Genomic DNA, 11889 nt, shown 5'->3' on the forward strand with positions numbered 1-11889 from the left:
TGGGTGACCCGCCGTGACGGGTTCGTAGACTTGTCCATTGTGACCGAGAACGCTCCGCAGCAGACCACCGACCTTCCGGGTGCCTGGGACCCGGCCGCCGAGGAAGCACCGATGTACGACCGCTGGGTAGCGGCCGGGTACTTCACGGCCGACGCCTCGTCGGGGAAGCCGCCGTTCTCGATCGTACTGCCGCCGCCGAACGTAACCGGTTCGCTGCACATGGGCCATGCCCTCAACCACACGTTGATGGACGCGATGAGCCGCCGCCGCCGGATGCAGGGCTACGAGGTGCTGTGGCTGCCGGGCATGGACCACGCCGGCATCGCGACGCAGAACGTCGTCGAGCGCCAGCTGGCCGGCGAGGGCCTTTCCCGCCACGACCTGGGCCGCGAGAAGTTCGTCGAGCGCGTCTGGGAGTGGAAGGCCGAGTACGGCGGCAAGATCCTCGGCCAGATGAAGCGCCTCGGCGACGGCGTCGACTGGTCGCGCGAGCGGTTCACCATGGACGAGAACCTGTCGAAGGCCGTCCAGACGGTGTTCAAGAACTTCTACGACGAGGGCCTGATCTACCGGGCCGAGCGGATCATCAACTGGTGCCCGCGCTGCCAGACGGCGCTGTCGGACATCGAGGTCGACCACAACGACGACGACGGCGAACTCGTGTCCATCCGCTACGGCGACGGCGACAGCGCGATCGTGGTCGCGACCACCCGCGCGGAGACGATGCTGGGCGACACCGCGGTCGCCGTCCACCCGGACGACGAGCGGTACGCGCACCTGGTCGGCACCGAGGTCGAGCTGCCGCTGACCGGCCGCCGCATCCCGATCGTGGCCGACAAGCACGTCGACCCGGAGTTCGGCACGGGTGCGGTGAAGGTCACCCCGGCGCACGACCCGAACGACTTCGAGATCGGCCGCCGGCACGACCTGCCGATGCTGACGATCATGAACGAGCGCGCGGAGATCACCGCGCCGGGGCCGTTCGAGGGCCTCGACCGGTTCGAGGCGCGTCCGGCGATCGTCGCGGCGCTGCGCGAGCTGGGCCGGATCGTCGCGGAGAAGCGGCCGTACGTGCACGCGGTCGGGCACTGCTCCCGCTGTGACACGGTGGTCGAGCCGCGGCTGTCGCTCCAGTGGTGGGTCAAGGTCGAGGAGCTGGCCAAGCTGGCGGGCGACGCGGTCCGCGACGGCCGCACCAAGATCCACCCGCCGGAGCTGGGCAAGCGTTACTTCGACTGGGTCGACAACATGCACGACTGGACGATCTCGCGCCAGCTGTGGTGGGGCCACCGCATCCCGGTGTACTACGGGCCGGACGGCGAGGTCGTGTGCGTGGGCCCGGACGAGCAGCCGCCGGCCGGTGAGGGCTGGACGCAGGACCCGGACGTGCTGGACACGTGGTTCTCGTCGGGCCTGTGGCCGATGTCGACGCTGGGCTGGCCGTCTTCTTCGGAAGACCTGGCCAAGTTCTACCCGACGAGCGTGCTGTCGACGGGCTACGACATCCTGTTCTTCTGGGTGGTCCGGATGATGATGTTCGGCGTGCACCAGATGCAAGGTGCGCAGCCGTTCGACCACGTGTACCTGCACGGCCTGATCCGCGACGCGCAGGGCAAGAAGATGTCGAAGTCGCGCGGGAACGTGATCGACCCGCTGGAGTGGATGGACGCGTACGGCGCGGACGCCACCAGGTTCACCCTGGCCCGCGGCGCGAACCCGGGCGCGGACATGGCCCTGGCCGACGAGTGGGCGGCGGGCTCCCGCAACTTCTGCACGAAGCTGTGGAACGCGACGAAGTTCGCGATGATGAACGGCGCTTCGGTCGCTTCGCCGCTGCCTGCCGCTGCCGACCTGACGGAGGCGGACCGCTGGATCCTGGGCCGCCTGGCCGCGCTGGTGTCCGAAGTGGACGGCCTGTTCGAGGACTTCCAGTTCGCGAAGGTGGCGGGCGCGCTCTACCAGTTCACCTGGAACGAGCTGTGCGACTGGTACCTGGAGCTGGCGAAGGTCCAGCTGTACCAAGGAGACCCCTCCCGGGTTTCCGCAACACGCGCTGTCCTCGGGCATGTGCTGGACACGGTGCTCAGGCTGCTGCACCCGTTCATCCCGTTCATCACCGAGAAACTCTGGACGGCACTGACCGGTGGCGAGTCGCTGGTGGTCGCTTCGTGGCCTTCTGCTTCGCGGGGTTACGCCGACGCGGTGGCCGACGCGCGGATCGCCGACGTCCAGAAGCTGGTGACGGAGATCCGCCGCTTCCGGGCGGACCAGGGCCTGAAGCCGGGCCAGAAGGTGGCGGCCCGCTTGGCGGGTTACGAGGGCGGCCACGAACCGGCGATCCGTTCGCTGGTCCGCTTGACCGAGCCGTCGCCCGAGTTCGCGGCGAGCGCCTCGCTGGAGGTGGCCCTGGCGGCCGGGATCGTGACGGTGGAGCTGGACCTGTCGGGAACGGTCGACGTGGCGGCCGAGCGCAAGCGTCTCCAGAAGGACCTCGCGGCAGCGGAGAAGGAGCTGTCGCAGACGGAGGCGAAGCTCGGCAACGAGGCATTCATCGCCAAGGCCCCGGAGCAGGTGGTGGCCAAGATCAAAACCCGCAAGGAGACAGCGGCGGCGGACATCGACCGCATCACGGCGCGGCTGGCGGCTCTTCCGGCTTCCTGAGGTCGTGGACAAAGCCCGGTGCTCGGTTTGCGGAGCGCCGGGCTTTGTCGTACCCGGTTGAAGGAGCTCGATCAGGCTGAGTCGTCGTCGACGACCGTCCTGTTACGACTTGTACGTCCTCCGAGTGAAACTGAGCGGCAGAGTGCAACACGGTGCTGCACACGAGCGAACCAGGCTGCACCACGTCAAGGCATCAAGGCCGACGTGCGCGGTCTCGACTGTCGAATCCCGGGCTCGCCGGCGTGGTCGGTCAAGGAGGTGAACGCCGTGCAGATCACGCTGAACCTGCTGCGGCCGGAGATGGAGCTCGATCGCGGGCTGCTGCGGGAGCACATCCGATTCAGGGAAATCGACGTCCACCCACCGGACGCTGACGGCGTGACCTGGCGGCTCTTCGTTCGATCGAAGCCTGCGCGACAGGCCTCGTGGACGCACAACGTGACTCCGATTGTGGTCGACCCGTCGGGGTTGACCCGCTTGAAGAGTCAGTCCAGTGCAGGGGTGCTACTCGTCGGCTTGCAGGACCGGGTTTTTGCAGTCACTTTCGGTATGGGACACCACGCCCTGGAGCCCGCGACTGTCGAGCCGGGTTTCGGTCTGAAGGTCACTGCCAATGTTGTCGCCCAGGACCGGGTGACCAGTGCGAACACCAAAGGATTCAATCGGACGGGGCGAAGCCAGAAGACGGTTCTGCCTGCTGCGAGCGCGTTCGTCGACCTCGGTGTCGAACCGGCGGAGGAGTGGATCCGCCGACTCGGTGGCCGAGTCGGTGATCCGGATTTTGCGGCGAGTGCCGAGGGTGCTGACTCCTTGAAGTTGAACATCAAGGAGTTCTCCTTGTGTAAGCTGCCCGAGAAGCTGCAGCAGATTTTCGCTCACTATCAGAGCGTGGCTTATCGGGAGACCTTCCCATTCCTGGACAACTTCGTCAGGGTGAGTAAAGGAGAACCGCTGGTCAAGAAGCTGGATGCTGCTGTCGCCGAGCTGGTGCGCCAACGAGATTCGTCGCTCGCCTTCGCGGCACCTGACCCGTTCGATCAGGTGGCGATCCACCACTAGCGCCTGGGCTTTCGCCGGTACGTCGACCTCGATGAGCTGACCACGGAAGCTGTGTACGGAGCACTTGATCGGCTCGGGCGGTGGGACGACGTGCTGCAGAAGGTCAAGGTTTGTGCGCTCGACGAGGATGGACAAGATGTCGACCGGAGATACAGTCTTTACGACTACGTGCAGGTCGAGGTGGATCACACGGATGGTGGGCGCTATGCGCTGACGTCAGGAGCATGGTTCCGGATTGATCGCGACTACCTCGCGGAGGTGGACCAATATGTCGAAGAGATGGCGGATCTGACTGTGAGCCTGGGGTTGGCGGAATGGGAACCGAAGGCGTTGCAACCTCGTAAAAAGGGTGATACCGCCGAAGGGTTGTACAATGAAAGGCTGGCCCGCCGTCGCAAGTGGCAGTTGCTCGACAAGAGGAACCTGGTGTACAGCCGTTACGAGCGGATCGAAGTCTGCGATGTTCTCACGCCGGCTCGAGAGCTCCTGTGTGTCAAGAACGCGACGAAGTCGAGCACGTTGTCGCACCTTTTCGCGCAGGGAAGCGTGTCCGCATCGTTGATGCACCAGAAGAAGTATCAAGCTCACCTGATGAAGTTCATGCGTCGGCTGGACGGCGTCGCGAAGTATGGACGCCGTGAGGACTGGACGTTCGTCTACGCGATCGCGACGCCGAAACCCGGCCCGCTGGGAAAGTCGCTGTTCTTCTTCAGCAAGGTCAACCTGGTGGCGCATGCCCGACAGATCGAAGCGGCTGGTTATCGAGTCGCGCTAGCCAAGATTCAGATCGTGTGAGGGCCTGCTCAGCCGGCTTCGGTCGACCGTGCGGCTTCGATCAGCGCCACCACCTCGGGTGTCACCCGCCGGTCGGACGGCGTGGCCAGGTACGTCTGCATCCGCGGGGTCGGGTTCCGAAGCGGCCGGAACGCCACGCCCGGCACCGGCAGCAGGTTCGCGTGCGCCCGGTAGAAGACCGTCCAGTGTGGACGACCGAACCCCAACGTCCCCAAAGTGTCCTGCGCCGTCGTGAAATGCGGACCCGGCAAAGGCTCGAAGCCCGCCTCCCGGCAACACGAAACGACCAAGTCGTACAACGGCTGATTCCGCGAAGGCGGGCTCAACCGCGCCGGAAGCGAAGCCAGCGAAGCGAAGTCGACGACGGGCAACGAAGCCAGCGGGTGCGAGGCCGGCAGGGCCACCAGGACCTCGTCCATCCACAAAGGAGTGAAGTCCAGCCCCGAAGAAGGCCACGAACCCCGCACGATGGTCGCATCCAGCGACCCGTCCCGAACGCGCTCCAGCCGCTGAAGAGTCGGCGCGTGCACCAGTTCCAGAGAAGCCGACGGCGCGAGCCGGGCGAACGCGCCCAAGAGGCCGTCCAGCCGGTCGCCCAAGCCCTCGCTCGTGCCGAGCCGCAGCAGCCGGACGTCCCGGAACGACGCGACCGCGTCCTCCGCACGCCGGGCCGCCGCCAGCACCGCTCGCGCCTCCGGCAAGAACCGCTGCCCCGCCTCCGTCAGCGCCACCGAACGCGTCGTCCGCGACAGCAACGACACGCCCAGTGCTCGCTCCAGCCGCCGGATCTGCTGGCTCACCGCCGGCTGGACGATGTGCAGGCGCTCCGCCGCGCGGCCGAAGTGCAGCTCCTCCGCCACCGTCACGAAGTACCTCAGCTGCCGCAGCTCCACCGGGACCCCATTCATCAGCTTCCGTGATCAGTGTACGAGTGACTTGACCATCGCAACGCCCGCGCCCGCGGGGCAGGCTCGGCGCATGCCCGAACTGGAAGTCAACGGAACCCGTCTCCACCTCGAAGACGCCGGCGCCGGCCCCGCGCTGCTGCTCCTGCACGGCTGGGGCACCAGCGGCCGCGTCTGGTCCTCGTGCCTGCCCGATCTCGTGCGCGATCACCGCGTCGTCACGCCCGACTGGCGAGGGTGCGGCCGCTCGGACCACCCCGCCGACGGCAACACCATCGGCACCGTCGTCGCCGACCTCGCCCAGCTCGTCGAGACGCTGAAGATCAAGCCCACCGTCGTCGGGTCGAGCATCGGCGGCGTCTTCGCCACCGAGCTGGCGCTCGCCCGGCCGGACCTCGTCGAGCGCGTCGTCGCCGTCGACAGTCCCGGGTACTGGCCGAGCACTGGCATGCTCGACCAGGTCCGCGACCTGCGCGAACAGCTCGTCGACGACCGGGCCGGCACCCTCGAAGGCTGGGTGCCGGGCTGGTTCGCCCCGGGTGCTGCGCGCGGGCTCGTCGACTGGACCGTCCGCCAGCTGCTCGACTCCGGCCCCTACATCGACGAACTGTTCACCGAGTGCACCACCTACGACCCGCGGCCGCGGCTGAAGGACCTGAAGACCCCGATCTCCTACCTGCACGGCGAGCTCGACGCCCAGATCCCGCTCGAAGTGCCGCGCAGCTGCGCCGCGGAGACGCCCGGCGCCCGCGTGCACGTGCTCACCGGCTGCGGGCACGTGCCGCACCAGGAAGACCCGCGCGCGTTCACCGCCGCCCTCCGAGAGATCGCCTGAACGATGCCGGAAGTGACCCTCGGAGACGCCGTCGTCCACTACGACCGGACCGGTGACGGCCCCGCTCTGCTCCTGCTGCACGGCACCGCCGCGTCCCGCGAACAATGGGGACCGCTGACCGGGCAAGCCGGCGGCTTCACCGTCCTCGCGCCCGACTTCCCCGGCTCCGGCCTGACCACCGACAGCGGCGGCCCGATCACCGTCGAAGCCCTCGCCGCCCAGGCCGCCGCCGTCCTGGACGACGCCGGCTTCGAGACCGCCCACGTCGTCGGGCACTCGCTCGGCGCGGTCGTGGCCGCACACCTGGCCGGCACCCGCCCGGACCGCGTCCGGACCGCCGTCCTGCACGCCGCCTGGCCCGCCACCGACGTCCGGCAGGACGCCGAGTTCCGCTACTGGCTGGACCTGCTCGGCACCGGGACCTTCGCCCGGATGCTCCCGCTGATGGCCTTCGGGCCGCGCTACTGGGAACAGGCCACCGCGGAGAGCAACGACCAGCTCGTCAAGACCCTGGAAACGGTGATCCAGCCGGGTGCGGACCGCCAGATCGAGGCCGACCGCGCCGTCGACCTGCGGCCGGTGCTCGGCCGGATCACCGCGCCGGTGCTGGTGCTCGGCAGCGCGCACGACCGGATCGTCACGGCGGACCAGCAGCGCGAGCTGGTCGCCGCGATCCCGGACGCGCGCGCCGCCGAGATCGACGCGGGGCACGGTGCCCCGGCCGAGCTGCCGAACGAGTTCGCCCGGCTCGTGCTGGACTTCGTCAGGTCAGCGCCTTGAGCACCACCGCGGCCACGCCGGCCATCCCGGCCTGGAACGGGTGGTAGGCGGCCGCCGCGAAGATGTTCTGGTCCTTGCCGTTGATCCACGCCGCGCCGCCGCGGGCGCAGGCGTCGTGGCCGGTCGACGGGCCGAAGGTGTCGACGTACTCCGCGGCGGTGTTCGCCGCCGCGGCCGAGAGGGCCGCGTTGAGGTCGCTCTCGACGCGGTTGAGCCAGGCGTAGTCGCCGTCGGCGAACGGGAGGACGTCCGGGCACGAGCCGCTGTCCGGGGCGATCCGCGGGTAGCCCACGACGATCACCCGTGCTCCGGGCGAGCGCTGGTGGATCGCGGCCAGAACGGCCTCGATCCGCGGCTGGATGGCGGTGATGGCCATCTCCACCGTCTCGACGCCGTTGACCGTGAAGTGCTGCTCGCAGGGGTTTCCGGCCGGGGCGCCCGCGCGCAGTCCCGGGCAGGTCGCGAGCAGCCGGCCGAAGAGGTCGAAGTCGTTGCCACCGATGCCGAGGGTGACCAGGTCCGTGTCGAGGCGCAGGGCGTTCAGCTGCGGGGGGTTCGTGGCGTTGAACGCCACCGGCTGCGGCGCGGTCATCGAGCCCGTGGTCGCGCCGGCGCAGCTGACGTCGGTGAACACACCGGGTTTCAGCGCCGCCGCGAGGGCCGACGGGTAGTTCGCCGTCGACCGCCCGCACCCGAGCGGGTCGGACCGCTGCAGCGGGATGAACGGCCCGGAGGTGTAGGAATCGCCGAGGGCGACGTAGTGGTGGATGGTCTCGGCCGCCGACGCGGCGGCCGCGGTGGCGGTGAGCAGGACGGCTGCCGAAAGGACAGCGACGAGCAGCCGGGTGATGCGCATGAAGACCCCGTTCTCGCTGGTGGAACTGCTGCCACCACATCTAGCGAGTACCGGCGGCCGACGGGGAAGAACTTCACCCGCCAGTCAGGTCACCGTCGCCGTGCTCACGGTAAGTGATCAAGGTGCGCCAGAAGAGCAACGGCCGGACCGTGCTCCCGGGCAGCAACCGCGCCGATTCGCGGCGCAGCTCGGCCAGCGTCGGGTAGTCGTCGACGACGGGAGCCGTCGGGCCCGCTTCGGGGCCGCCGTTCAGCCGTTCGCCGGCGTAGACGACCAGGCGCGCGAGCGCGTTGACCGGGACCGCCGCGATCGCCTTCGCCCAGTCCGCGGGCGTGCTCGGTTTCGCCAGGCCGAGCACCACGAGCACGCCGCCCGGCACCAGCGCGCGGCGCAGCTTGGCGACCGTCTCGAACGGCATGTGGTGCAGCGACGCCAGGCACGAGATGTAGTCGTAGTGCGCCTCGGGCAGCGGGTCGGTGGTGACGTCGGCCTGCCGGTAGACGATCTGGCCGGGCCCCGGCGACCCCAGCCCGGCCGCCGCCTCGACCATCGCCGCCGAGACGTCGACGGCCTCCACCGCCATGCCGGTCGCGGCCAGCCGCCGGGCGAACCGGCCGGTGCCGCACCCGACGTCCAGCGCGATCCCCGGACCCGGCGGCAGCAGGTCCAGCAGCAGCGGGTGGTAGTGGTCGTTGTGGTTGAACGGCATGCGTCGAGAGTGCCACCCGTCACGCACGTAGACTCGCAAGGCAAGTGCGAAACCCCAGGCCGGAGGAGATTCAGTGCCGCAGGATGAGACAGGTCGCAAGCCGGACCTGTCGGATCTGGACAGCTTCGCGGGCGTCGACGAACTGGGGACGTCGGGGTACGAGGAGTCCGACGACCACGACCCGGAACTGGACGTCCGCGACACCGCGTTCGAAGCCGGCGGCGGCTCGCGCGGCGGGATCGGCGGGGTCGGCCAGCTGGGGGACAACCTCGCCACCGGCCCGGTGCCCGACCTGAGCGTGCCCGAGGACGCCGAGCTGCACGAGCTCGACGACCAGGGCGAACAGGTCGAGTACGGCGACCCGAACGGCCCCGAGGCGCGGCGTGAGCTGATGGCCGTCGAGGCCGAGCTGAACCAGCGCTGGCCGGAGACGAAGATCGAGCCGTCGCTGACCCGCATTTCGGCGCTGACGCAGCTGCTGGGCGAGCCGAACCGCGGCTACCCAGTGCTGCACGTGGCCGGCACGAACGGCAAGGGCTCCACGGCCCGGATGATCGACGCGCTGCTGACCCGGATGGGCCTGCGCGTCGGCCGCTACACGAGCCCGCACCTGCAGCTGGTGACCGAGCGGATCGCGCTCGACGGCCGGCCGATCTCCGCGGCGCGCTACGCCGAGCTGTGGAACGACATCGCGCCGTACGTGTCCATGGTGGACGGTGCCTCCGCGGACGGCGTCGAGATGAGCAAGTTCGAGATCCTCACCGGGATGGCGTTCGCCGCGTTCGCCGACGCGCCGGTGGAGGCCGCGGTCCTCGAAGCGGGCCTGGGCGGGGCCTGGGACGCCACGAACGTCGCGGACGCCGACGTCGCCGTGATCACCCCGATCGGCCTCGACCACGTCGAATACCTGGGGCCCGACGCGGTGAGCGCGGCGCGGGAGAAGGCGGGCATCATCAAACCCGGCTCGGTCGCGGTGATCGCCGAGCAGGACCCCGAGGTGCTGAAGGTGCTGCTGGAGCGCGCGGTCGAGGTCGACGCCGCGGTCGCGCGCGCGGGCAGCGAGTTCGGCGTGCTCGAGAAGGAGGTCGCCGTCGGCGGCCAGCTGCTGAAGCTCCAGGGCCTCGGCGGGGTGTACGACCAGATCTTCCTGCCGCTGCACGGCGCCCACCAGGCCGCGAACGCCGCGCTGGCGCTGGCCGCGGTCGAGGCGTTCTTCGGTGCGGGCAAGGACAAGCAGCTGGTCGTCGAGGCGGTGCGCGAGGCGTTCGCCGAGGTCGAGACCCCGGGCCGGCTCGAGCGCGTCCGCTCGGCCCCGACGGTGCTGCTCGACGCGGCGCACAACCCGCACGGAGCCCGCGCGCTGGCCACGACGGTGTCCGAGGAGTTCGCCTTCCGCCGCCTGGTCGCGGTGGTCGGCGTGATGGCCGAGAAGGACGCCCACGGCATCCTCGACGCGCTGGAGCCGGTGGTGTCGGACATCGTGGTGACGCGCAATTCGTCGCCCCGCTCGATGCCGCTGGAGGAGCTGAACGAGCTGGCGATCTCGGTGTTCGGCGAAGACCGCGTCGTCGCCGAAACCGACCTGGAGACGGCGATCGAGACGGCGATCGCGCTGGTGGAGACCAACGACGACCCCGAGGAACCCCTGGCGGGCGGCGGCGTGCTGGTGACGGGCTCGGTGGTCACCGCGGGCGAGGCGCGCACGCTGTTCGGGAAGGAGCCGGCGTGACCACGTCGTCGCAGCCGCCGTCGCAGGAGGCGCCGAAGCCGAAGGACCCGATGAAGGGCTTCCGCGGCGTGATGTCGGGAACGCTGATCATGGAGGCGATCACGGTCGCCCTCGCGCTCCCGGTGGTGAACAAGCTGGGCGGCGGGATCTCCACGGGCACCGGCTGGACGGTCATCGCGGTCGCGGTGCTGCTGATCGTGACGTGCGGCTTCGTCAAGCGCGCGTGGGCGGTGCCGCTGATCCTGGTGTTGCAGGTGGTGCTGATCGCGCTGGTGTTCTGGCTGCCGGCGATCGCGGTGCTGGGCGTGATCTTCCTGGCGGTCTGGCTGTGGCTCCTGTGGCTGCGCCGCGACGTCGCGCGGCGGATGGCGGCCGGGACGCTGGCCAGCCAGCAGCCCCAGCCGTGATCCTCACGGGTGCTGGCAGGCCCGCACCTCGGTGGTGAGCGCGTCGAGCGCGTCCAACGCATCGGCCGGCACGTCGAGGCGGTAGATCCGGTGCGGGCCCGACCTGGTCACCGCCAGCAGGCGGGCGTCGAGCAGGATCCGCAGGTGCCGTGACACCGTGGACTGCGGCAGCTCCAGCGCCGCTTGCACCTCGCCGACCGTGGCGGATCCGCCGCGATCGAGGAACACCCCGATGATCTGCACCCGGGTCGCTTCGCCGAGTGCCCGCAGCACGGGCAGCGCGGTGCTCAGCGCGTCCTGGATCATGCGGGCACCCGCTCCAGCAGCTCTTCGAGCGCACTCGTCGGACGGCCGTGCCGCCGGCCCAGGTCCACCCAGTCCCGCAGCATCCGGACCGTCTGCGGCCCGTGCCCGCCGAAGTGGTCGCGCAGGTACTGCGGCACGTCGAACGGCGCCAGCCGTGGTAGCATCGTCAGCGCCGCACGCACGGCGGGTGCGCTCACCGGGCGCGGGCGCGGCACGTCGTATCCGGCCGCGACCGCGGTGCGCGCCTGCGTCGCCGCCGCCGCGAGCTGCCGCGCGGACCGGCGGGCGGCCGCGAGGTCGAAGCCCACGGCGTGCAGCCCCGCCACCACGGGCATCGTCGTCGCCGCGGACACCAGGGGAGCGGCGAGCGGGGCGGTCGGCTGCCGGCGGGCGAACAACGGCCGGAGCAGGTCGGTGGCCGGACCGGCGATCGTGAACCGTGCCCGCGGCCAGAACCACGTCGGATCGGCGCCGCCGGCGAAGAACCCGGGTACCACCAGGCCCCACGGCCGGTCGCCGGCCAGCTCGCGAAGCAGCTCCACCTCCGACGGCACCTGCGTGACCGCCGTGACAACCGTTGCCCCCGCGAGCAGCTCGGCGACGCCCGGCGAGGCGGGCGAGGCCGTGCTGATCACCACGTCCCAGCCCGACGGCCGCTCGCCGGGTGTCACCAGGTCGACGGTGCGCCGCCGGCGGGTTTCGATGACCCGGGAGTCCGTGGTCCGAGCGCGCACCACCAGCCCGGCCGGGTGCTCCTCGGCCAGCGACGTCGCCAGCACCCGGGCCACCGGCCCCTGTCCCACCACGAGAACACGCATGTCAGCACTATATCCGGATATCCGGATAT

At 70.0% G+C, this 11889-nt stretch carries 10 protein-coding genes and 1 pseudogene; 6 read left to right on the forward strand and 5 right to left on the reverse strand.

The window, feature by feature from the left end; translation table 11 throughout:
* Positions 1–39: 39 nt before the first annotated feature.
* Together H5965_RS23370 and H5965_RS23375 are read left to right on the forward strand one after the other, a co-directional pair.
* Positions 40–2661 carry a valine--tRNA ligase gene (locus tag H5965_RS23370; RefSeq protein ID WP_310972299.1) on the forward strand — a complete coding sequence of 874 codons (2622 nt, stop codon included), beginning with the start codon at positions 40–42 and terminating at the stop codon, positions 2659–2661.
* Positions 2662–2928: 267 nt separating this feature from the next.
* Positions 2929–4515 (forward strand): annotated as a pseudogene (locus H5965_RS23375) (DUF6119 family protein).
* An 8-nt stretch (positions 4516–4523) separates the two neighbouring features.
* Here H5965_RS23375 and H5965_RS23380 read toward each other — a convergent pair.
* On the reverse strand, positions 4524–5423 hold the full coding sequence (locus H5965_RS23380) for a LysR family transcriptional regulator (protein ID WP_396136929.1): 900 nt from the start codon (positions 5421–5423) through the stop codon (positions 4524–4526).
* Positions 5424–5493: 70 nt separating this feature from the next.
* Here H5965_RS23380 and H5965_RS23385 point away from each other — a divergent pair, with 70 nt between their 5' ends.
* Both H5965_RS23385 and H5965_RS23390 read left to right on the forward strand, forming a co-directional pair.
* A complete protein-coding gene (locus tag H5965_RS23385; protein WP_310972301.1) occupies positions 5494–6255 on the forward strand; it encodes an alpha/beta hydrolase in 762 nt (253 codons plus the stop codon).
* A gap of 3 nt (positions 6256–6258) precedes the next feature.
* Positions 6259–7035 carry an alpha/beta hydrolase gene (locus H5965_RS23390; RefSeq protein ID WP_310972303.1) on the forward strand — a complete coding sequence of 259 codons (777 nt, stop codon included), beginning with the start codon at positions 6259–6261 and terminating at the stop codon, positions 7033–7035.
* Here the strand turns inward: H5965_RS23390 and H5965_RS23395 are convergent.
* Both H5965_RS23395 and H5965_RS23400 read right to left on the reverse strand, forming a co-directional pair.
* Positions 7019–7891, reverse strand: coding sequence for an SGNH/GDSL hydrolase family protein (locus tag H5965_RS23395; protein ID WP_310972304.1), 873 nt, complete (start codon positions 7889–7891; stop codon positions 7019–7021). The two genes, H5965_RS23390 and H5965_RS23395, sit on opposite strands and share 17 nt — an antisense overlap.
* Before the next feature lie 73 nt (positions 7892–7964).
* The gene (locus H5965_RS23400) at positions 7965–8600 is read right to left on the reverse strand and encodes a class I SAM-dependent methyltransferase (RefSeq protein ID WP_310972306.1); all 636 of its coding nucleotides are present in this window, start codon (positions 8598–8600) and stop codon (positions 7965–7967) included.
* A gap of 73 nt (positions 8601–8673) precedes the next feature.
* Here H5965_RS23400 and H5965_RS23405 point away from each other — a divergent pair, with 73 nt between their 5' ends.
* Positions 8674–10329 carry a folylpolyglutamate synthase/dihydrofolate synthase family protein gene (locus H5965_RS23405; RefSeq protein ID WP_310972308.1) on the forward strand — a complete coding sequence of 552 codons (1656 nt, stop codon included), beginning with the start codon at positions 8674–8676 and terminating at the stop codon, positions 10327–10329.
* 50 nt (positions 10330–10379) lie between these two features.
* Entirely contained in the window at positions 10380–10736 is a 357-nt protein-coding gene (locus H5965_RS23410) for a DUF4233 domain-containing protein (protein ID WP_310972671.1), read from the forward strand.
* 3 nt (positions 10737–10739) lie between these two features.
* On the opposite strand, the gene H5965_RS23415 is transcribed toward H5965_RS23410, so the two are convergent.
* Together H5965_RS23415 and H5965_RS23420 are read right to left on the reverse strand one after the other, a co-directional pair.
* A complete protein-coding gene (locus H5965_RS23415) occupies positions 10740–11042 on the reverse strand; it encodes a metalloregulator ArsR/SmtB family transcription factor (RefSeq protein ID WP_310972310.1) in 303 nt (100 codons plus the stop codon).
* Entirely contained in the window at positions 11039–11860 is an 822-nt protein-coding gene (locus H5965_RS23420) for a hypothetical protein (protein ID WP_310972312.1), read from the reverse strand. The genes H5965_RS23415 and H5965_RS23420 overlap by 4 nt, the downstream gene beginning before the upstream one ends.
* Positions 11861–11889 lie beyond the last annotated feature (29 nt).

This window comes from Amycolatopsis sp. 505, from assembly GCF_031625235.1.
GTDB lineage: Bacteria > Actinomycetota > Actinomycetes > Mycobacteriales > Pseudonocardiaceae > Amycolatopsis.